Raw genomic sequence first — 20,507 nt, forward strand, 5'->3', positions numbered from 1 at the left:
GCCGCCAGCGTTCAATCTGAGCCATGATCAAACTCTTCAATTTAAGATTTTGTTCGGCTCAATGAATACTGAACATTACATAAGTAATGTTTGAATTGACTGTGCTGAATCTTTCGATTCAATGGTCACTTCGTTTCATTGAAACCTAATTTGATACCGCTTTCCGTTAAGAAAGAAATATCTAATTGGATTATCATCAACGAGTGCCCACACAGATTGATAGGTCTATATTGTTAAAGAGCTTGCTTCGTAAGCTTTGCTATCGAAGCGGAGGCGTATTCTAAGGAATTAATTTTCAGTGTCAAACACTTTTTTAAATTAATTTTTAGAAGTTTTCTTTCGCCTTCTTGCCAACCGCTTTTGCGTTTCCGCTTTGCCCTGACAACGGAGGCGCATTATAGGGAGATGATTTTTCTTGGCAACCCCTTTTCAGAAAAAAAATCAAAAAAAAGCGTCGAATGATTAAATCTCACTCAAACGCTTATTTTTAGCACTCAGTTGTTAACTTCAAGTAGCAAATAGGCAATCAATATGTGTCTAGCCAAGACTCTTCAAAGCCTGTGATATCGAGACTCATTGATTGCGCCGCTTCGATTTGCTCGATAGCCTCCAATTCTTTATTTACACTGCTCATCGTCAGTGTGTTGTTGTCTAGCTCAAACACCTGACTTTGAGTCGTATAGTAGAACTTAAGGATCGTCAGCGCTTTTACATCGCCATTGTTCGCGGCTGCTTTAATGCTTTTTAGTTTACGAAAGATCTTGTTGTGCAGCTGCTTGAGTTTCCAGACATACAACACTTCTTCCATATAAGGGCGTGTTTTGAATTGGTTTAACAAAGACAGTGAAGTGGCTAATGCAAGTACAACACCAATTAAGTTCCAGTGAAAGTTCCCCGTCGACTGTTCAGGTACTACATCTGTATTACCGAACAAAACAATTAATAGCGTACTAAAAGCAAGAGAAGAGATAGCAAGCAAGGCAACAAAGCCACCAATCACTAGGTTGACCTTCTTTCTATAGACTTGTTTGTTTATTTTTTTGATTTCCATATACCGCTCCTAACAGGTTGCCTCTATTCTAACCAGCACACTCCGCACGACAATCGAAGCTTTGTAAGTAAGTTCACATTTGCTATTAAACTCGCATCCCTTCCCTGCTTGGGTATATACTTCCGCGCATTCACTCTTCCTATATAGAGGCTAAATTCATGCGCTCTTTTGTTTTACGAGCTCGCGCGGCGCCAACCACCAGCAAAGCACTGTTAGAAGGTGTTGGTAATGAAGCGCATACAGAGATTCTTGCTCATACCATGATGAACACTATGTTCGTTGCTCAATCACACCGTGAAGATGTGGTTGTTCACTTGGTTTTAGAAAGCACAAAAGATTTCTCACGCACCATTACTATTCGCTCTAACGACATCACCAACATTGGCGGCTTCCATGAGTCAACCTTGATTGCAGCGGTGGCTCGCGCTTTGGATGCTTCGGTTGGTATGGGCAAAGAGCAACTTCGTGAAGTCGAACCTGGTATCACCGTTCGTACCGTCAGTTTTGAACGCCTAGTGCAAGAACTGGCAGAAGATCACCAACTATATATGTTGGATAAAAAAGGCGAATTTGTTCGTGATGCAGAAATCGGTGGAAACCCATGTTTCTTGCTAACCGACCATATTCCGATGCCGAAGAAGTCTTTTAACAGCTTGAAGCGCCTTGGCACAGAGAAGATCAGCTTAGGTCCTAAGATGCTGTTCGCTTCTCAGTGTGTGGTATTGATCCACAATGAGTTGGACATTCGCGAATTTTAATTCTCACGAGTTAATCATTCGATAAAAGAAAGAGGACTCCATTGAGTCCTCTTTTTGTTTCTATAGTAATGCTAAGTTTACTTACCACCAATGCTCAAACGAGCAAAACGAACGTCTGGCGAGAAGAAAGTTCGGCTATCGTTAATTAGCTGAGTATCACCCACTGCCTCAACTTCTTGCAGCATCTTGTAGAAGTTACCCGCTACAGTGATACCACGCACTGGTTGAACGCGCTCACCATCACGGCACAAGAAACCACTCGCGCCAAATGAGAAATCACCACTCACTGCATCCGCACCAGAATGGACACCTTGAAGTTCGACTAACTCTAGGTACTCACCCGCTTTTACTTCTGACGCACTGCTGTTACCTGTCGTAATCACTTTGTGATTCGCTGATACGTCTAGGCTCGATTTTGCATCGCGAGCGGCACTTGCTGTCGAGACCGCGCCCAAGTAACTTGCGGTCTGGCTGTTGTGTAGCAAGGTTTTCAACTCACCATTAGCAATCATCACGTTGTCTTGAGTAGCAAAGCCTTCACTATCAAAACTTGCGATTGCCATACCATTTGGCATGTAAGCCGTATCAGTAAAGGTAATTAAATCACTCGCAACACGTTGACCAAGCTTGTCACCCAGTGGCGTAATGCCTTTCATCGCGCTTACGCCAGAGAAAGCACTGCCGAAAGCACCGAATAGACTTGCTAGCGCATTGATATGGAAGATAGCAGGGTAGTTACCCGTCGCAACCGGTGCACCTTCAAGAAGATCTCGAGCAAGGTTGTAACCGCCTTCTATACAGTAAGCTGGATTCAACTCATCAAAACGGCGACCAAGTGACATTCTCCCCGCCATTGACTGTTTGCCGTCTTTTTCAAACAAGGTATAAGCGTAACAAGTGAACGAGCGCTCGAAGTGTTGACACAATGTGCCTTGAGTATTGGCAATGATTAGTTGTGTTTCGCCATCGCTGTAACCATTGTAAGGTGCGCTAGAAGCGTGAGGTAGAGCGACTACGCCTTGCTCAAGTGCGAGAGACAGCTCAATTTTTTCATCAACAGAAGTCGTATCTTCTTGTGAAATCTCAGCAACATCAGTCGCAATTTGGCTGTTCACGCAACTAATTGTCTGATGTTCATCTTGCTTGGAAAAGCGAGCGCTTTGCAGTGCGTTAGTCAGCATCAAATCTAAGCTTGGTTGCTCTAACGACTCAGAATAGCTCGTTGCAACACGCGCATCTTTCACAACACGAACACCCAGAACTTGGCTTGAGCTTACTTTGTACTCATCCAGCTTTCCTTGGTTCGCTTTCAGAGAAAAGCTGCTGTTGCGGTTTACAATGACGTCCGCTTCTGCACCTTGGCGTTTTGCTTCTGATAGGACGTAATCAACCGCATTAAGAAGTTGTTGTTCTTGGCTCATTAGTTACCGCCTCCTACCAGAATATTATCGACTTTCAGCGTTGGCTGACCGACTGTTGTTGGCACTGAGCCACTCACGGAACCACACATGCCCGGCGCAAGCGCCATGTCCTTACCAACCATGCTGATTTCTTTCAACACTTTTGGACCTGTGCTGATCAGCGTTGCTGTTTTCAGAGGCTTGGTGATTTTGCCATTTTCAATGAGATAAGCTTCACGAACAGCAAAGTTAAACTCACCCGTGCCCGGTTGAACCGAGCCGCCGCCCATCTTCTTCGCATAGATGCCACGTTCGATGCCTGCCAGCATATCATCAAGTGAATGCTCGCCTTCTTCGATAAAGGTGTTACGCATACGCGAGGTTGGTGCGAACTTGTAGTTTTGACGACGACCAGAACCCGTTGGCTCGTAACCTGTCTTCATGCCACCCATTTTATCGACCATGAAGCTGGTTAGCTTACCGTCTTTGATCAATTGAGTGCGCTGAGTCTTCATACCTTCGTCATCAACATGAATCGAGCCCCATTCGTTGGTCATGGTGCCATCATCGACCGCATTCACTGCGGTGTGAGCAACCATTTCGCCCATCTTGTCGTGGAATACTGAAGCTTTCTTCGCAACTGAAGTGGTTTCTAGCAAGTGACCACATGCTTCATGGAAGATAACGCCGCCAAAGCCGTTACCAATCACCACCGGCATTTCACCCGATGGACAAGCATCTGCGCCAAGTTTTACTAACGCTTGCTGCGCGATAGTTTGACCTAGCTCTTTGGCATCAAGCTGTTCACTGAATTCCCAACCAGCAAGAGCGCCAGGACCTTCCATACCAGAAGACTGCTCATTACCTTTTTGCGCGACAGTGTTACCAGCAACACGAATGTAGTGGCGAGTATCGTCAACGTGTAGACCTTCTGAGTTGAAGATAGACACTTGTTGTTCACGCTGAAGCACGCTGCCAATAAACTGGCTGATATGCTCACTCTCAGCACGTGCGGCTTGGTCAACTTTCAATAGAAACGCGATTTTTGAATCTAGGTTAGCATCCTTACTTAGCGGCATGCGGCAACCATGTTGGATTGGGTAGCGGTTCAAATTCAAAGAACCCGCTGACGCGATTTGCTCACGCTTGTCTTTTGCAGCAAGCAGCGAGGTTACGCGCTTTAGTTCGGCTTCATCTGTGCTGTTGGTGTAACCGTAAAGCACCTTATGACCGAAAAAAAGACGAATACCGATACCAAAATCGATACCCGAGTTAACCTTATCCACTTCACCAGATGCGAGCTGGACAGTGTTGGTTTGGTGATGTTCAACGAATAGTTCAGCGAAATCAGCCCCCAAAAAGAGCGCATGATCGATCACTGACTTCGCTGTTACAGAATTAAGCATGAAGTCTCCTTGCTCGATGATCGTCTTAGCCATCCTAATTAACTGTGAAAAAGTTCAACAAAGTTAAATTGGCAACACGTTAAATTTTAACAGTTTTTTAACCTTGTTTTATGCTAATCCTTGCTTAACGAGACCACGATTATTTATTAAATATTCCAGGTTCTGCTCATTCACCAGAGCGTTGCACTAGTAAATTCCACCCAGCAAACCATTTAGGTGCTTACTTTATCACTCACCTCGCATAATTGAATACTCATTATAATTACGCTCAAAAAACGTATCCCTTCCGCAATGGTCCTGCTATCATCCGAACGAAATAGTCGGGGGGCCACACGACAAGTGTTGGCTGAGATCGAAATTCGAGACCCGTTGAACCTGATTCAGTTAGCACTGACGTAGGGAACTATGCACACTTTGCCTTTCGTCGCCCCTCTTAGGTAAGCGATAGCGATCGAAAAATCGATCTATCTGCAATGGTCAAAGTCAGTTCCTATACGTCTTGTAGTAGGAGCGACCATGACGCAGCAATCACAACCTCATTCACATCACACGCCAGCCTTGCCTACCCCTATCGTATTGACCATCGCGGGCTCAGACAGTGGTGGCGGTGCAGGTATTCAAGCCGACATCAAAGCGATGTCCGCAACCGGCAGTTTTGCTTGCTCGGTAATCACGGCGATTACTTCGCAAAATACCCAAGGCGTTTCTGCGATTTTCCCCATTCCTCTCGACCATGTAGAGAGCCAACTTGATGCAGTATTTACCGACCTCAACATCGTTGCAGTCAAAGTGGGCATGCTGGCCGATTCCAACATCATCAAAGTCGTTGCTGACAAAATTAAACAATACCAGCCAAAACACCTCGTGATTGACCCTGTAATGGTGGCCACTAGCGGCGATCTATTACTGGAACAGTCGGCAATCAGCACTTTAAAAGAAGAATTGATTCCGCTCGCAGACATCATTACCCCTAACCTACCCGAAGGCGCAGCATTGACGGGTAAGCCAATGCCTCAGTCAGAATCTGAAATGAACGATATGATTACCGACCTTCGTGCGCTTGGCGCCAAAGCTATTCTGCTCAAAGGCGGTCACCTTGAAGAAAATGAAAACAGCAACGATCTGCTTATCATGCAAGACAGTGCCGAGTTAATTAGCGCCAAGCGATTTCCAACCAAAAACACCCATGGCACAGGCTGCACGCTGTCTTCTGCCATCGCATCTTATCTTGGACAAGGCAACAATCTGCACAAAGCGGTGCACCTTGGTAAGCAGTACATCAGCCAAGCTATCGCGCACGCTGATGAATTGGATGTCGGTAAAGGTCACGGCCCTGTGAACCACTTTTTTGCGGGTCATACTTATGTTCGCTAACGCGATTGGCATTCAGCTTTCCGATGCTAGCCTGCGATACAAAGATAGCCAAACACCGACTTTAGCAGGAATGAACATGACCATTCCCGTCGGTAAATGGACGGTATTACTCGGACGAAGTGGCTGCGGGAAAACCACAATATTGCGTTACTTAGCTGGCCTACTGGATGACCAAGTTGACTGGCATGGCGAACTCATCACAACAGATGGCGCTGCACTGCATGACCGTATCGCTTACATGGCTCAGCAGGATTTATTGCTACCGTGGTTTAACGTGCTGGATAACGTCTGCCTCAGTTCTCGATTTTCTCAAGAGCAAGCACCAGAGCAAAATAGACAACGTGCACTGACTTTACTAAGCCAAGTGGGACTCGCCGATTACGCGGATGCTAAGCCAGCTCAGCTCTCTGGCGGCATGAGACAACGTGTTGCCCTTGCTCGCACTCTGATGCAAGACAAGCCTCTAGTTCTGATGGATGAGCCTTTCTCTGCGTTGGATGCGGTTACGCGCCATAAGTTGCAAACCTTGTCTGCCGAATTACTGAAAGATAAGACGGTTGTTCTGATTACCCACGACCCACAAGAAGCGGTGCGATTAGCTCATCAACTCTATGTATTGCAAGGCACGCCTGCACAAGCTCAGCACTTGGTTGTTCCGGATTCCAAGCCGCCACGAGTTCTCGATGGAGAGTGCGCCGCGCTTCAACAGGCGATTTTGGATCAATTGGAGAAAGACTATGAGTGATATGACTCAGTACAACTCCGTTTCGGCACGTATTAGTAAAAAAGAACGCGTGACCCATCCGGCTCTGCGCTTAGTTATCAGCACAGCGGTGATCTTGGGATTGTGGCAGTTGGTCGTGGTGATATTCGACATGCCAAACTTCATCTTACCTTCACCAATTGAAGTGCTGGATAGATTGGTCACTCGTTACGATGTCCTGCTCAAACATACTTGGGTTACCGCGCAAGAGATCTTATTTGGCTTGGCGCTTGGATTATCGATGGGTTTGCTGTTCGCATTGCAAATGCTGATGTTCGAGCCGCTGAAGCGTTGGTTATTGCCTATTCTGATTGCTAGCCAAGCGATCCCTGTGTTCGCCATCGCGCCAGTGCTCATGCTTTGGCTGGGTTACGGCATTGCATCAAAAGTAGTCATGGCGGCGATCATCATCTTTTTCCCTGTCACGACATGTTGCTATGACGGCTTGCGCAATACGCCAACAGGTTACCTCGACCTTGCCAAGACCATGGGCGCGTCTAAATGGCAGTTACTTCGTCATATTCAATTGCCAGCCGCCCTACCAACTTTAGCCTCAGGCATTCGTGTTGCCGTCGTTATTGCGCCGATTGGAGCAGTGGTCGGTGAGTGGGTAGGTTCAAGTGAAGGCTTGGGTTATCTGATGCTCCAAGCTAATGCTCGCATGATCATTGACGAGATGTTTGCGGCGCTGTTTATCCTCGCCGTACTGTCTATCTCACTCTACTTCATCACCGATAAATTATTGAAAAAAGCCATCCCTTGGGAAAGCAAGTAATTACAGAAAATAACCAAAGAAAATTGGGAAAGAAAAGGAAGAACCCCGTGAATAAAAACAAACTTGTGAGCGCTGCTGCTCTACTCGCTTCAGTGGTATCAACCAACGTGCTTGCAGCTGAAAAAGAGATGACACTGATGTTGGATTGGTTCGTCAATCCAAACCATGGTCCTATCGTGATTGCCAAAGAGCGCGGTTACTTCAAAGAACAAGGTTTGAAGGTCAACATTCAAGAGCCTGCAGATCCAAGTACGCCACCTAAGTTGGTCGCTGCTGGCAAGGTCGACATGGCGATTTCTTACCAGCCAAGCCTAACTATCGATGTCGCGGCGGGTTTGCCATTAATCCGCTCTGCGACTTTGATTGCTACGCCACTCAACACGCTGATGGTGTTGGACAACGGTAAGAATGAAAACCTTGGCGACTTAAAAGGTAAGAAGATCGGTATTGCGATCGCAGGCAACGAAGAAGCAACAATCGGCACTATGTTAGCTCAAGAGAATGTGAAGTTTTCTGACGTACAAATCATCAACGTAGGTTGGGCGCTATCTTCGTCTCTTGCGTCTGGCAAGGTGGATGCGATTTGGGGTGGTCTACGTAACTTCGAAACCAACCAACTTGCACTAGAAGGTTATAAAGCTAAAGCCTTCTTCCCTGAAGAACACGGCGTGCCAGCGTATGACGAGTTAGTCTTCGTAGCCAATGCAAAAACCTACGACAAAGAAGCCATCAAGGCATTCAACAAAGCACTGGAGCAAGCGACCACTTACATCGTTAACCATCCAAAAGAATCTTGGAAAGAGTTTGTGGCTTATTCACCAGACACCCTCAACAACGAGCTTAACCAGCGCGCTTGGAATGACACACTAACTCGTTTCGCTCTTCGTCCATCTGCAGTAGATCTGAAACGCTACGATGATTATGCCGAGTTCATGTATTCACAAAACATCATCGAAACACTGCCAAAAGCGAAAGATTACGTACCGAGCTTTGACTAATTCTACTGGCCTTAGGATCTAAGCCTAGGGTCTTTTGATAACGAGGTACCCATAATGAAATACCAAGATTTGATCGACGCTTGCCACCAAGATTGGCAAGAATACACTGAGCATGCTTTCGTGCAGCAATTGGCGCAAGGCACTCTGGCTCAGCCTTGTTTTCTACATTACCTAAAACAGGATTTTCTTTTCCTAAAACAGTACGCACGAGCTTACGCATTAGCGATCTACAAAGCGCGTACTTTGGATGACATGCGCCGTGCCCTACCAAGCGTACATGCATTGCTAGATTCTGAAATCGCCCACCACGTGACTTACTGTGAGCAATGGGGACTGACGGAATCCAACTTAGAAAACGAGCCAGAAGATTTCGGCACAGTAGCTTACACCCGTTATGTATTGGATGCTGGCATGACGGGCGATCTTGTTGATCTATACGCGGCACTAGCGCCATGCTCTATCGGTTATGCCGTTATCGGTAAGATGCTGATTGAAGATGAAAAGACAGTAATCGAAGGCAATCCATACGCAAGTTGGATTAATCTCTACGGTGGTGAGGAGTTCCAATCTGGTGTCGCAAAAGGTGCAGAACACTTTAACCAGTTATTGGCGGAAATCGACATCAATAGTCAGCGTGGTCAAAACCTGATTCAGGTATTCAAAACTGCAACGCGTATGGAAGTAGCATTCTGGCAACAAGGTCTGAATGCTCAGCAAGATTAATCGGAGAGTCTCATGTTAATTGAACAAATCACCCAAGCATTAACCGCAGTACGCCAGCAAAAGCCATTAGTCGTCAACATCACTAACTACGTGGTGATGAACAACACGGCAAACGCGCTATTGGCTATCGGCGCTTCTCCAATCATGGCGCACTCCAAGCAGGAAATGGCAGAGATGATGTCGTTCGCGGGCTCACTGGTTATCAACATTGGTACCTTAGACAGCGTTTGGACACCTCGTATGAGCTATGCCGTAGAGCAAGCCAATGCCAATGGTAAAATCGTTATACTCGACCCAGTCGGTTGCGGAGCAAGCTCACTACGTACAGAGACATCACGTGAAATCGCACGCCTTGCAAACAAGTTAATCATTCGTGGTAATGCGTCCGAAAGCATTGCTCTCGCTGGTGAGCAAGCACAAAGCAAAGGTGTAGATGCACTCGACAGTAGTGATGCAGCCCTTGGGGCGGCTCACTTCTTAGTTGAAGAATACGGAGCGAGCGTGGTGATCTCCGGCGAAACTGACTACATCGTGACAAAAGAGCAAACCGTCCAGCTGAATAATGGTCACGAGATGATGCCTTACGTAACGGGCATGGGCTGCACACTAACGGCACTGACTGGCGCTTTCGCAGCAATCGGCGACGAAACGGGCCTTGCTGCGGCAGCGGTGCTTGGCGTTGTGGGTGAAATTGCGGCTGAGCAAGCGCGAGGGCCAGGTAGCTTGCAAATGCATCTTTTGGATGAGCTTTACCAACTGGATGAAGAAACACTGGCAACACGCCTTAAATTACAAGTGAGATAAATCGCTTCTCAATGCTTTAAACGCCTCTCACTCCAACGAAAGTGGGAGGCGAAAGGAAACACAATGAACGCCTATCGTTTGTATTTGGTCACCGACGACCAACAAGATTTAGCCACACTAAAACGTGTCGTGAGAAAAGCCGTGGAAGGTGGCGTGACCATGGTACAAGTCCGCGAAAAACACGGCGATGTGCGTGCGTTTATCGAACGTGCTCAAGCCGTCAAAGACATCCTTAAAGATACCGATGTTCCTTTGATCATCAATGACCGCGTAGATGTCGCACTGGCTGTCGATGCTGATGGGGTTCACCTCGGGCAATCAGACATGCCCGCAACTATCGCTCGTGAGTTGATTGGACCAAACAAAATCCTCGGCTTATCCATCGAAAATGAAGAGCAGCTTGCAGAAGCGGACTCTCTGCCGATTGATTACATCGGTTTGAGCGCGATCTTCGCGACGCCAACCAAAACCAACACCAAAAAACATTGGGGTATTGATGGTTTGAAGATGGCGCTGAACACCACGCCCTTACCAATCGTCGCGATTGGTGGCATCAACGAAACCAACATTCCTGCCCTGAGTGCGACAGGTGTGCATGGTTTGGCTTTGGTTTCTGCCATTTGTCATGCAGAAAACCCAACCAAAGCAGCAGAGTACTTACTTTCTCTGATGGATTAAGGCCCCAACGCTTAAGGATGAGCGCCTTTACCCTCCGGATAAATGTCATCAATTCATCACTCAACCTTCATTCTCTCGTCAAATTGACAGAGCGTTGATAAGTTTTTCACGCCAGATAACGTAAGATAAGCCCCTTATTTTCACGTGGTTGAATAACCCTCAATAAAAACAAAACGCTCTCAATGAAAACCAAAAAATATGGATTGATGATGCTCGCCTTGTTTGTTCTTGGCATCATCCCAATGTCGCTGTTTGGCTCTTATCACAATCTCACTTCACAGGTGCCTGAAAGTCTGGGTATTACTTTTACTTTGCTCACAGATTCTGCTGGTAGCAAAGGTTTTTTAATTACGTTAACACTGCTACTGCTTTCTTTATTTCGCTTTAAACCAAGTCGCATTGAGTGGATACAAAAACTCTCAATGCTAGGGTTGTTACTGGTGATTGGTTTTGCCAGCAAAACGGGGCTAAAACTGATGACAGAAAGCCCGCGTCCCTACGCCGAACTGCTTGCTGCAGAGCAATTGATTGAGCACCCAGAAGCGTTTTATCAGTTGGATACAAAGCAGCAAGCCAACGTAATTAACCAGATTTCTGAACACGTCAGTGATTGGCGAACGCGCCATTGGCAAGGCGAGAAAGACTATTCTTTCCCATCCGGCCATACGATTTTCGTTTCGATTTGTTTGGCTTTCTTTGGTGGTTTGTTCTTACAGAACAAGTGCTATATCTCTGCACTGTCATTGTGGATGTGGGGAATGAGCGTCGCATATAGCCGCTTATGGCTGGGCATGCATCGCCCTGAAGATTTAATAGGCTCGGTCTTGTTTGTCGCGATTGTATTTACTTTACTCCCGACATTTCAGATTAAGAAACAGATGCCGTTTGTTTCTCTCGCTTCGCGCTAATGTGAACGATGACTAGATAAAAAGAAGCCAGCGATTCGCTGGCTTCTTGCTTTCAATCGCTACTTTTTTCTAGCCATTTCTTGGTGGTTCAAACGCTGTTAGTTCTAATTCTGGGCCAGTGTATTTTTCAATACGAACCAGTGCCGAGTTCGCCGCACAGCCGTTTGCAAGTCGAGAGGTCGGAATATCCAACGTTAACACGTTACAACCGCCGTTCTTACAAATGCCGGTTTTAGGATCCAAATCCGGCCAACCGCCTTCATGAATACACACTGAACCTTGCTTGATTCGGTCAGTCACTTCTGCACCAACCAATACTTGGCCACGGTTGTTAAACGCACGAACTAGATCGCCCGTTTTAATACCACGCGCTTTCGCATCTTCAGGGTGAATCCAAATAGGTTCACGGTTTGCAATTGCGTACTCTTCGCGAATCTTCGCGTAGTTGAATTGGCTGTGTAGACGATGCGCTGCGTGCGCGGTCATTAGCTGCAACTCGCCATCTTTCGCAGTACCCGTGTACTCGGTTGGTGCCATCCACGTTGGATGTGGAGGACAGTCTTCCAACTGATAGCCTTCAATGGTTTTCGAGAAGATTTCGATCTTACCACTTGGTGTACCGAGTGGATTCATGATCGGGTCTTCACGGAAATCTGCGTAACGAACAAACTGTGCGTTCTTCTCGTTCCACTTCATCTCGATCAGTTGGTTATCTTCCCAGAACTTGCTGAAGTTCGGCATTGCTACGCGAGAGCCACGGCCACCTTGTTGCGCCGCCTTGTAGAAGCCGTACAGCCATTCCATTTCGGTTTTGCCTTCGGTGTATACGTCACGGCCACCCGGAGCTAGCATCTCTGCCATGTCCGCGAATACATCGAAGTCATTACGCGCTTCACCTTGCGGCTCAACCACTTGCTTCATTGGCACCAAGTGTTGGTTACTGTAGTCACCCGTCATCGTTAAGTCGTTACGCTCGAACGATGTGGTGATTGGCAGAACAATGTCCGCGTGCTTCGCAGCCGCCGTCCAGTAAGGCTCTGAAATCACGATCAGCTCAGGCTTTTGCCACGCTTTGATCAGACGGTTGGTGTCTTGGTGGTGAGTAAAGTTCGCACCACCTGCCCACCAAATCATCTTGATGTCCGGGAACGTCAGTTCATGACCGTTATGATGGTAGGATTGACCTGGGTTTTCCAACGCCTCGACAATACGCGCCACAGGGAAGCTTTGCACCGCGCCAGACACCGCCCAGTCGTTCCCCGCAGAAGAGCCGCCACCCAGCGATGCCGAAATCGCAGGAAGTACGCCAGCATCACGAGCAGGGTTACCACCGTTTGAGTAGTGATAAGAGAAACCAAAACCACCGCCCGGTAAACCGATTTGACCCAACATCGTTGCCAGTGTAACCAGCATCCAGTGACGCTGCTCACCGTATTGTTGGCGCTGCATGCCCCAACCCGCCATCAGCATGGTGCGGTTTTTACTGAAGATGTCAGCCAGTAGCTCAAGTTGCTTCGCAGGTACGCCACAGATTTGTGATGCCCATTCTGCTGATTTTTCTACGCCGTCTTCTTCGCCCATCAGGTACGCTTCAAACTTGTCGTAACCTGCGGTGTATTTATCGAGGAAGGCTTTATCGTGCTTACCTTGTTTCACCAAGGTGTGTGCGATACCCATCATCATTGCCACGTCGGTCATTGGGTGAGGAGCAATCCACTCCGCATTCTCGCCAAAGAACTCGATGGTTTCAGAACGAATTGGGTCAATCGCAATGATCGTCTTGCCTGATTTTTTCAATTGATGGAAGAATTCAAGACCAGCACAGTCTGTTGAGCTCCACGCGATTTTTAGGGTGTTGATTGGGTTTAAGCCCCAAAGCACAACCACATCACTGTGCTCTAGTACCACTGGGTACGTGGTTTGTTGCTCGTACACTTCGATAGAGCCCACAACGTGCGGCATGATGATCTGCGCAGCACCCGTTGAGTAGTCACCCAAGTGGCCTGAATAACCGCCCGCCATGCTCATGTAACGTTGCAGCAAGGTTTGTGCTTTGTGCAGCACGCCACTTGAACGCCAGCCGTAAGAACCAGCAAACACAGAAGCCGGGCCATATTCTTTGCGAATTCGCATGTGCTGTTCGTGGATCAGCTTGTAAGCCTCATCCCAAGACACACGCACAAACTCATCACTACCGCGCACACCTTCTGGCGACGATGGGTTTGCCAAGTAACCTTTGCGAACCATTGGGTACTTAACACGCGCTTTAGTGTGCACTTGGTCAGGACCGGTGCTTTGTAGGCTGTTTGGTACCGTTTGTGGCAATGCGTTCGTGGTTGAAACCAGCTTACCGTCTTGCACTTCACACAGCATTGGGCCCATGCGGCCCGCCGTTAGAATGCCTTTGCCGCGAGCATTAGAAGAAGCAACAGACATAGGTGCAAATGAAGTGAATGCCATTGCACCAGCCGCCATACCAGTGCCTTTTAGAAATCCGCGACGGGTCATATTAGTCATAATCTTATCCTTCTATTTATCGTTAGTGACCAACCACATCTTTCGCGTGGTGCTGGAAGAACTTGGTTAGAATTTCTAGGTTCTCGGCTGAAATATCAGTTCGATCACCCATACTTTTCGCTACCGGTCCCCATGCATTCACTGTGAAGTGATTTGAAGGAATTTTCGCGTGACAAGTTGCACAGTAAACGTTGTCCAACTCTTCTGCGTATGACCATACTGGTTCAAGCGTGTCAACAACTGGAGAATCAATAGCGCCAGTTAGAGAAACCGCGCGCCATTCGTTGCCGTAAACATCTGCCTCAAATTCACCAGTTTCAAGCGCTTGTTGGCCTTGCTCTGTTAGCGTTGCAACGATGGCACGTTGACCTTCTCCCATGTAAAGCACTTGCTCTGCGCCTTTCATTTGGAATGCGTTCAACTTAACAGTGCGGTTGTCGCCTTTAGAGCTGATTACTTCCAACTTCGTCGTTGGGTTAATTTTACCCATCTCACCCATTGCGATTTCAGTCACAGGGTAAACAACCTTGGCATTAGGTGATGTTTTTGTGGTGAAGCTCATCAACGTTTCAAATGCCTTGCTGTCTAGCTCTGCTTCTGGTGCAAAGTGCGCCACACCTTTATGACAATCGATACACGTTTGATCGTTTGCTTTCGCGTAAGCGTGCATCTTCGCCGCATCACGTGATTGCTCAAACTCTTCCATTGCATCGAAATCATGACACGAACGACACGTCGCTGAATCATTTTCACGGAACTGAGCCCATACCGTTTCAGCCATATCTTTACGATGTGCTTCATATTTCTCTGGCGTGTCGATCTTACCTGTCACAAATTCATGGTAGATGTCTTTCGACGCGCGAATTTTGGTGATCAGGTAATCCATTGGTTCTTGAGGAATATGACAGTCAGAACATTCCGCGCGAATGCCTTTCGCATTACTGAAGTGCACTGAGCCTTGGTACTCTTTGTAAGGGGTTTCCATAGAGTGGCACGAGAGACAAAATTCAGTATCTGAGGTGTAATGCATTACTGCCGCACTCCCCCCCAAAGTTAACCAGCCCACACCAATGCCGGCAGCAACCAGCAGTGCAACATATCGTTTTTTTATTGACATAATTAGCAACACTTCCAAATAAAATGTAATTATAGGTCGCAAATTACTACTTTATGGGTAGTCCTCTCTTGATCCACATCATTTCCGTGTTGCTCTGTATGCCTCAAGTATGAAATTTTGTTATTTGCATCTCAAAGATGAATATATGGCAATAATCCATTACCCAGCCAACTATTCACCACATAAATCACTTTTATGAATGCAACTATTTGATTAAACAGATAAGAGGATGAGAGACTGAATCTCCACATTGATGCAGTAAGGACACGCATGTCAGTTTATATCGAGACGCACAGAAGCCAATTAAGACCCATCAAAGCCAGTGACTGGGAACTCTTTCAACGATTACTTTCCGAACAAGAGGTTATTGCGCTCTGTTTCGATCGTCCCAGCGAAACAGAAATAAGAGAAAAATTTGCTTCGCGATTATTACCATGGACCCCAAATTGCCAGCATTGGCTTTGCCTTGTAATACTCGATAAGCAATCTGAACAACCCATCGGCATCACTGGCTTTGCTATTGAAAACGGTAAGGCAGAGGTAGGTTACTTACTTTTGCCGGAATTTCATGGCCAACAGTTTGGAACAGAAACTCTTCAAGCGCTTCTATACTGGGCAACCTCGACACATAACATCAACCACTTTTCCGCGACGGTCACTGAAGGCAATATTGCATCAGAGCGTGTCCTGATAAAATGTGGTTTCGAACTCATTGAGGTCATTCCAGACGCATACCAAATTGGTGGCAAACCCTACGCCGATAAAATCTACTCACTACATAAATAAGGACGTATTTTGAATAAAGTAGTCATCATTACCGGCGCAAGCCGAGGCATTGGAGCCGCAGCGGCAAAAAAGCTGGCCGAGCAAGGCTATCGCGTTTGCGTTAATTACCGCACTCAGCAAGAGGCCGCCGACCAAGTTGTGGCAGAAATACAAGCAAACGGTGGAAAAGCGATTGCCATCGCCGCAGACGTAGCCGATGAGAAGCAAGTGCTCTCCTTGTTTGATGAAACAGAACGTGAATTTGGTGCAGTGACGCACTTGGTCAACAACGTTGGCATCCTATTTACTCAATCGCCTTTGTCAGAAATCAGCTTGGAACGCTTTCAGAAAGTAATGAACACCAATGTGAATAGCTGTTTTCTCTGCTGTCGAGAAGCGGCGAGGCGATTCAGTGCAGGCGGTGCAATTGTGAATGTCTCCTCTGGAGCGTCGCGCTCAGGCGCGCCATTTGAGTATGTCGATTACGCCACATCAAAAGGCGCGATGGATACCTTAACTAAAGGGCTCTCGCTAGAGTTGGCAGAGCGCAATATTCGCGTCAATGGCGTTCGACCTGGTTTCATTTACACTGATATGCATGCCGACGGCGGAGAACCAAACCGAGTAGATAGACTCAGCCCTCAAATTCCTCTTAAACGCGGTGGCACGGTAGAAGAAGTGGCAAATGCGATCGCTTGGCTATTAAGTGACGAAGCCTCTTATGTCACAGGATCATTTATCGATATTGCAGGGGGCAGATAGAATGCAAGTCCATATCCGACAAGCGATTCCCGATGATTTAGACGAAATTTTTCAGCTTAATTTTCAAATTAATTCACTGCATTTTGCAAATGCGCCAGAAGCCTTTGTTGCGCCTTCAGAAGCTGACCGCGAATTTCTTGCACAAGCACTAGAGAACAAAGAGCGACTCTTTTTGATTGCCGAACGCGAACAGCAAATTCTCGGCTTCTTAACCGCGATGATCACCCAAAACGACACCGTCAGTTTTCTGATCAAAGACCCAATTTGTCGCGTGGGAACAATTGTTGTCGATGAAGCGCAAAAGCAGCAAGGAATCGGCCGCCAACTGCTCCAAACCTGTGAGCAATGGGCGCGCGACGCCAATGCCACACAAATTCGATTGGAAGTGATGGAATTCAATCAGCCAGCACAGCGCTTTTACGATAATCAAGGTTTTAAAACTAACTCACGCATTATGCTGAAACATTTGTAACGATAACGACAATTAAGCGCTTTCACGACTAAACCCACCTAAATCGTATTTATCGATGCAATTTACCCCCTAATTTTAGAAAAAGACGATATGATGTGCGGATAAGGAGATTCGAACATGATTTATCTTTTCGATTGGGGGAACACCTTGATGGTAGATTTCCCTCACGCACAAGGAAAAATGTGCGATTGGGAACACGTAGAAGCTGTTCCTCAAGCCAGAGAAACACTGGCAATACTTTCCCAAAATCATCCCATCTACATTGCGACCAGTGCATCTGATTCCAACATGGAAGAGGTTCAGCGTGCATTTGTTCGCGTCGACTTAGACCAATACTTAAATGGCTATTTTTGTTTTGCCAACCTCGGTATCGCTAAAAACCTACCTGAGTTTTATCTCGCCATCGCAAAACAGTTAGGGGTTAACGTGAGTGGAATAACCATGGTTGGCGATTTACCTCACAAAGATATTTACCCTGCGATGAAAGCGGGCGTAAACACAATTTGGTTTAACCCAACGGGCGCTGATGCACCAGCCGAAGCCATTCCTAACCAAATTCGTTGTTTATCTGAGCTTATCCCCTAACCGTTACTAACCTGCACTAATCAAGGAAGATGAATGCAAATCAGATCCATCAAGGTGAGCGATATCGCGCGCTTCACCGCGTTGTGGAATCGAGTGTACTCCGAAGGGGAATTTTTGATTTCTCCTGCACCCGATAACGCAACGCTTCGCAGAATCCTGCAACGTGTGGAAAACGAGTCCATCCCTCAGTTTGTCGCGTTTGACCGCCAAAAACTTATCGGTAGTGTTGAAATCTACCCAGCTGAGATGTGCGGTTACGAAAGAGGGCAACGCCTTCGCGTCGGTATTCTTGGTATTCACATCGACAAAAACTACCGAGGCAAAGGATTGGGGCGGAAACTATTGGCAGTCGCGATCGCACGTGGTTGGGAATTTGGTTACGACCAAATCGCACTCTACGTATACACAACCAACACACCAGCGATTGCTTTGTATGAACGGTTTGGATTTGAACATCAGGGGGAACTTGGGGAAGTGACCTTGCCAAATGGTAAAGTCTTGATGAGTCAAAAAATGATATTGTATAAAGCGCAAAGCCGTTCGAAAAGCCCAGATTTGTAGACTCACGATAACCGTTGTTCGCAACACTTATTCGGGGTTAACACCCTTGCGTCACATGCCCTCGAACAATTGAATCGTTAGAGGCTTGATTCACGTAGTAGAAATAGCATGCCTCTTCTGCCAGTGTGTAACCTTGCGGCCAAATGTACACCACGCGATCAACTCCCGATTTATCTAAGAACTGATAATCAGGAATCGCGACAAAATGAGCACTGTTTGGGTGCTGCTGACCGATGATGCAAAAATCACTGCCTTTGCACGGCACGTCAATTTTCGAATAACCTCTGGCTGGTAGATCGATTTCTAACAAAGCTCGAATACTATCGGCACTCGCTTCTGGCATGCCTTTGCGTGTTTTGACATGTCGGTCAATGTAGTGAACGTGCTCTTGGCCGTAAGCGTTATCAATCACTGATTGAGCATGAAAGAACTTGAGAGCCGTACCCAAAGAAGACTGAGAACTGTGCAGCATCGCAGCGTATGCTTGGCGATGAATATCGAGTAGTACTGGTAAAGCAGCTAATGCGATGAAAGCCAAAGTGGTAAGCACTATGGTGATTTCCATCAGCGTAAATCCCTTTGATTTCACGTTTCTTATCTCAACTAGCCCAAGACAATAGCCCCACATCCATGTGAGACCGAGCCAATATATCGCCAATTTCTTACGATTAAAGGCTTAAGGGGTAAGAAGAGACAAACACCACGCAAACTTGAGAACAGCAGCCAAAGAGCAGTGTAACAAAACGACGCTATGTGTCAGATATTAGACGGTTTTTACTCTCTAGTTACTGAGTAAAGGCACATTATTTCGCACCAGACCACGACGAACATTCGTGCACATTTTGCCAAAACGACGAATCTCATCGAACTGCGGAAAAATGCCGCGCTCCATGGCTGACTCCCAATAAGTGACTTCTGAATCGACCATTTCCAACAATTTCTTCGGACAGCCAATGCACTGCCCTTCTGGTCCACATACAAACGTTTCTGGTTCATAAATTGGTAGTTCCGCTTTTACTTGCTCGATGATGCTACGCATGGCGGTCATTCGATCTGGCTTTACCTTCATCATTCTGCTCCACGGATTAAGATGAAGCAGATTGTACCCACTGATACGCAAATGTCCCTAGCCAATTTAGGTATATTCTGTTTGAATCGATTTCTTTATCGTCAGATCCGGCTTTTTAACCACCAAATACACCGCCGTAGCTGCCAGTACGAAACCAGAAATCCCCATCCAATCAAATGACTCTCCAAACGCGAGCCAAGCCTGAATCGCCGTCGTTGGCGGCACTAGGTAGAATACAGAAGCTACGCTCGATGCAGCACCGTTCTTAACCATGTACAGCAGCAGTAGAATAGCTACACAAGAGAGCACGACGACCAACCACAACACAGTCAAAATAAACTCCAGTTCCCACTGCACTTGCATGGTTTCAAACTGCATCGCAACGGGCAGAAACATGACGAGCGCGGCCAAATATTGCACCGTCGCACCACCCACCATATCCACTTGTTGGCAATGTTTTTTCTGATACAGCGTCCCTAGCGTGATACCAACCAAAGCCAACAAACACAAACCAATGGCCAACACTTTATGCTGCTCGGATTGCCACTCCATTTTGCCCATCAACACCATAGCGATACCGACAAAACCAAGAGCCAAACCCAACCATTGCGAGGGTTTAAATTCCTCACGAACAAACGCCACCAGTAAAGCCGCGGTTAAAATCGGTTGAATACCCACCAGCAACGAACTCAACCCAGCAGGCATACCCAAGGCGATAGCGAAATAAGTACCGCCCAGATAGAAACCGTGGATCAACGCACCAACTACACAGCTGTGCCAAAAATCTTTTCCTGTCGGCAACCTTCTACGCAATACCGCCACAAGAACCAGAAACAATAAGACATTGAATGCCATACGGATAGAAAGTAGTGTCGCTGGCTCGGCATATTGCAAACCAAAACGCGCACCAACGAATCCAGAAGCCCAAAGGATGACAAATACAAAAGGGATGGCTCGGATTAACATGATCGCCTCACTCACGCTTGTTTTATGTTTTGAGATACTGCTAATGTAATTAGGT

The 20,507-nt window shown here is 46.9% G+C and carries 22 protein-coding genes and 1 riboswitch; of the genes, 14 read left to right on the forward strand and 8 right to left on the reverse strand.

Annotated features, from left to right (window positions below; translation table 11 throughout):
- Positions 1-526: 526 nt before the first annotated feature.
- Entirely contained in the window at positions 527-1,051 is a 525-nt protein-coding gene (locus R7044_RS19700) for a DUF3087 domain-containing protein (RefSeq protein ID WP_170889896.1), read from the reverse strand.
- Between the two features lie 158 nt (positions 1,052-1,209).
- Here R7044_RS19700 and trmY point away from each other — a divergent pair, with 158 nt between their 5' ends.
- A complete protein-coding gene (gene trmY, locus R7044_RS19705) occupies positions 1,210-1,809 on the forward strand; it encodes a tRNA (pseudouridine(54)-N(1))-methyltransferase TrmY (protein WP_005374282.1) in 600 nt (199 codons plus the stop codon).
- A gap of 77 nt (positions 1,810-1,886) precedes the next feature.
- Here the strand turns inward: trmY and R7044_RS19710 are convergent, their stop codons facing one another.
- Positions 1,887-3,230: a TldD/PmbA family protein gene (locus tag R7044_RS19710; protein ID WP_171342374.1), complete on the reverse strand. Its 1,344-nt coding sequence runs from the start codon at positions 3,228-3,230 to the stop codon at positions 1,887-1,889.
- Positions 3,230-4,615: a TldD/PmbA family protein gene (locus R7044_RS19715; RefSeq protein WP_047102519.1), complete on the reverse strand. Its 1,386-nt coding sequence runs from the start codon at positions 4,613-4,615 to the stop codon at positions 3,230-3,232. The genes R7044_RS19710 and R7044_RS19715 overlap by 1 nt, the downstream gene beginning before the upstream one ends.
- A 311-nt stretch (positions 4,616-4,926) precedes the next feature.
- Positions 4,927-5,034: riboswitch (TPP riboswitch) on the forward strand.
- Positions 5,035-5,131: 97 nt separating this feature from the next.
- Here R7044_RS19715 and thiD point away from each other — a divergent pair.
- The 8 genes from thiD (at position 5,132) to R7044_RS19755 (ending at position 11,638) form a co-directional block, all read left to right on the forward strand.
- Positions 5,132-5,989, forward strand: a complete 858-nt coding sequence (gene thiD, locus R7044_RS19720; RefSeq protein WP_005383329.1) for a bifunctional hydroxymethylpyrimidine kinase/phosphomethylpyrimidine kinase — start codon at positions 5,132-5,134, stop codon at positions 5,987-5,989.
- Entirely contained in the window at positions 5,979-6,734 is a 756-nt protein-coding gene (locus R7044_RS19725) for an ABC transporter ATP-binding protein (RefSeq protein WP_205391294.1), read from the forward strand. The genes thiD and R7044_RS19725 overlap by 11 nt, the downstream gene beginning before the upstream one ends.
- On the forward strand, positions 6,727-7,527 hold the full coding sequence (locus tag R7044_RS19730) for an ABC transporter permease (RefSeq protein WP_213886347.1): 801 nt from the start codon (positions 6,727-6,729) through the stop codon (positions 7,525-7,527). Before R7044_RS19725 ends, R7044_RS19730 begins: the two co-directional genes overlap by 8 nt.
- Before the next feature lie 47 nt (positions 7,528-7,574).
- Positions 7,575-8,525, forward strand: coding sequence for an ABC transporter substrate-binding protein (locus tag R7044_RS19735; RefSeq protein ID WP_054575241.1), 951 nt, complete (start codon positions 7,575-7,577; stop codon positions 8,523-8,525).
- Positions 8,526-8,579: 54 nt separating this feature from the next.
- Positions 8,580-9,248 (forward strand): thiaminase II, encoded by a 669-nt coding sequence (tenA, locus tag R7044_RS19740; protein WP_054575242.1) that lies wholly within the window; start codon positions 8,580-8,582, stop codon positions 9,246-9,248.
- 12 nt (positions 9,249-9,260) lie between these two features.
- A complete protein-coding gene (gene thiM / locus R7044_RS19745; protein WP_054575243.1) occupies positions 9,261-10,052 on the forward strand; it encodes a hydroxyethylthiazole kinase in 792 nt (263 codons plus the stop codon).
- A gap of 63 nt (positions 10,053-10,115) precedes the next feature.
- Entirely contained in the window at positions 10,116-10,730 is a 615-nt protein-coding gene (gene thiE, locus R7044_RS19750; RefSeq protein ID WP_054575244.1) for a thiamine phosphate synthase, read from the forward strand.
- A gap of 182 nt (positions 10,731-10,912) precedes the next feature.
- Entirely contained in the window at positions 10,913-11,638 is a 726-nt protein-coding gene (locus R7044_RS19755; RefSeq protein ID WP_025768774.1) for a phosphatase PAP2 family protein, read from the forward strand.
- A gap of 69 nt (positions 11,639-11,707) precedes the next feature.
- On the opposite strand, the gene R7044_RS19760 is transcribed toward R7044_RS19755, so the two are convergent.
- Together R7044_RS19760 and R7044_RS19765 are read right to left on the reverse strand one after the other, a co-directional pair.
- A complete protein-coding gene (locus tag R7044_RS19760; protein WP_033907190.1) occupies positions 11,708-14,155 on the reverse strand; it encodes a trimethylamine-N-oxide reductase 2 in 2,448 nt (815 codons plus the stop codon).
- Positions 14,156-14,177: 22 nt separating this feature from the next.
- On the reverse strand, positions 14,178-15,272 hold the full coding sequence (locus tag R7044_RS19765) for a NapC/NirT family cytochrome c (protein ID WP_033907191.1): 1,095 nt from the start codon (positions 15,270-15,272) through the stop codon (positions 14,178-14,180).
- A gap of 270 nt (positions 15,273-15,542) precedes the next feature.
- Between R7044_RS19765 and R7044_RS19770 the strand changes: the two genes are divergently transcribed.
- The 5 genes from R7044_RS19770 to R7044_RS19790 all read left to right on the forward strand — a co-directional run bounded on the left by R7044_RS19770 (position 15,543) and on the right by R7044_RS19790 (position 18,417).
- Positions 15,543-16,058 carry a GNAT family N-acetyltransferase gene (locus R7044_RS19770; RefSeq protein WP_005374306.1) on the forward strand — a complete coding sequence of 172 codons (516 nt, stop codon included), beginning with the start codon at positions 15,543-15,545 and terminating at the stop codon, positions 16,056-16,058.
- A gap of 9 nt (positions 16,059-16,067) precedes the next feature.
- A complete protein-coding gene (locus tag R7044_RS19775) occupies positions 16,068-16,799 on the forward strand; it encodes a glucose 1-dehydrogenase (RefSeq protein WP_017821007.1) in 732 nt (243 codons plus the stop codon).
- A gap of 1 nt (position 16,800) precedes the next feature.
- Positions 16,801-17,271 (forward strand): GNAT family N-acetyltransferase, encoded by a 471-nt coding sequence (locus R7044_RS19780; protein ID WP_205391297.1) that lies wholly within the window; start codon positions 16,801-16,803, stop codon positions 17,269-17,271.
- 117 nt (positions 17,272-17,388) lie between these two features.
- Positions 17,389-17,856 (forward strand): HAD family hydrolase, encoded by a 468-nt coding sequence (locus tag R7044_RS19785; protein ID WP_017821009.1) that lies wholly within the window; start codon positions 17,389-17,391, stop codon positions 17,854-17,856.
- Between the two features lie 33 nt (positions 17,857-17,889).
- A complete protein-coding gene (locus R7044_RS19790) occupies positions 17,890-18,417 on the forward strand; it encodes a GNAT family N-acetyltransferase (protein ID WP_047102510.1) in 528 nt (175 codons plus the stop codon).
- Positions 18,418-18,454: 37 nt separating this feature from the next.
- Here R7044_RS19790 and R7044_RS19795 read toward each other — a convergent pair whose 3' ends face one another.
- From R7044_RS19795 to R7044_RS19805, 3 genes are all read right to left on the reverse strand, one after another.
- Complete coding sequence (locus R7044_RS19795) at positions 18,455-19,045, reverse strand: type II secretion system protein (RefSeq protein WP_225455765.1); 591 nt, start codon at positions 19,043-19,045, stop codon at positions 18,455-18,457.
- Positions 19,046-19,198: 153 nt separating this feature from the next.
- Complete coding sequence (locus tag R7044_RS19800; protein WP_205391420.1) at positions 19,199-19,486, reverse strand: hypothetical protein; 288 nt, start codon at positions 19,484-19,486, stop codon at positions 19,199-19,201.
- Between the two features lie 66 nt (positions 19,487-19,552).
- Complete coding sequence (locus R7044_RS19805) at positions 19,553-20,452, reverse strand: DMT family transporter (protein WP_017634359.1); 900 nt, start codon at positions 20,450-20,452, stop codon at positions 19,553-19,555.
- Between the last annotated feature and the right edge of the window lie 55 nt (positions 20,453-20,507).

Source organism: Vibrio sp. 1402, assembly GCF_033340275.1.

Bases quoted from the DNA above. Each gene is read 5' to 3' on its own strand.
- trmY (WP_005374282.1), top strand. From the start codon at position 1,210: ATGCGCTCTTTTGTTTTACGAGCTCGCGCGGCGCCAACCACCAGCAAA.
- R7044_RS19785 (WP_017821009.1), top strand. From the start codon at position 17,389: ATGATTTATCTTTTCGATTGGGGGAACACCTTGATGGTAGATTTCCCT.
- thiE (WP_054575244.1), top strand. From the start codon at position 10,116: ATGAACGCCTATCGTTTGTATTTGGTCACCGACGACCAACAAGATTTA.
- R7044_RS19760 (WP_033907190.1), bottom strand. From the start codon at position 14,155: ATGACTAATATGACCCGTCGCGGATTTCTAAAAGGCACTGGTATGGCG.
- R7044_RS19795 (WP_225455765.1), bottom strand. From the start codon at position 19,045: ATGTGGGGCTATTGTCTTGGGCTAGTTGAGATAAGAAACGTGAAATCA.
- R7044_RS19710 (WP_171342374.1), bottom strand. From the start codon at position 3,230: ATGAGCCAAGAACAACAACTTCTTAATGCGGTTGATTACGTCCTATCA.
- R7044_RS19805 (WP_017634359.1), bottom strand. From the start codon at position 20,452: ATGTTAATCCGAGCCATCCCTTTTGTATTTGTCATCCTTTGGGCTTCT.
- R7044_RS19700 (WP_170889896.1), bottom strand. From the start codon at position 1,051: ATGGAAATCAAAAAAATAAACAAACAAGTCTATAGAAAGAAGGTCAAC.
- R7044_RS19765 (WP_033907191.1), bottom strand. From the start codon at position 15,272: ATGTCAATAAAAAAACGATATGTTGCACTGCTGGTTGCTGCCGGCATT.
- R7044_RS19800 (WP_205391420.1), bottom strand. From the start codon at position 19,486: ATGAAGGTAAAGCCAGATCGAATGACCGCCATGCGTAGCATCATCGAG.
- R7044_RS19770 (WP_005374306.1), top strand. From the start codon at position 15,543: ATGTCAGTTTATATCGAGACGCACAGAAGCCAATTAAGACCCATCAAA.
- R7044_RS19730 (WP_213886347.1), top strand. From the start codon at position 6,727: ATGAGTGATATGACTCAGTACAACTCCGTTTCGGCACGTATTAGTAAA.
- tenA (WP_054575242.1), top strand. From the start codon at position 8,580: ATGAAATACCAAGATTTGATCGACGCTTGCCACCAAGATTGGCAAGAA.
- thiD (WP_005383329.1), top strand. From the start codon at position 5,132: ATGACGCAGCAATCACAACCTCATTCACATCACACGCCAGCCTTGCCT.
- R7044_RS19725 (WP_205391294.1), top strand. From the start codon at position 5,979: ATGTTCGCTAACGCGATTGGCATTCAGCTTTCCGATGCTAGCCTGCGA.
- R7044_RS19755 (WP_025768774.1), top strand. From the start codon at position 10,913: ATGAAAACCAAAAAATATGGATTGATGATGCTCGCCTTGTTTGTTCTT.
- R7044_RS19715 (WP_047102519.1), bottom strand. From the start codon at position 4,615: ATGCTTAATTCTGTAACAGCGAAGTCAGTGATCGATCATGCGCTCTTT.
- R7044_RS19780 (WP_205391297.1), top strand. From the start codon at position 16,801: ATGCAAGTCCATATCCGACAAGCGATTCCCGATGATTTAGACGAAATT.
- R7044_RS19790 (WP_047102510.1), top strand. From the start codon at position 17,890: ATGCAAATCAGATCCATCAAGGTGAGCGATATCGCGCGCTTCACCGCG.
- thiM (WP_054575243.1), top strand. From the start codon at position 9,261: ATGTTAATTGAACAAATCACCCAAGCATTAACCGCAGTACGCCAGCAA.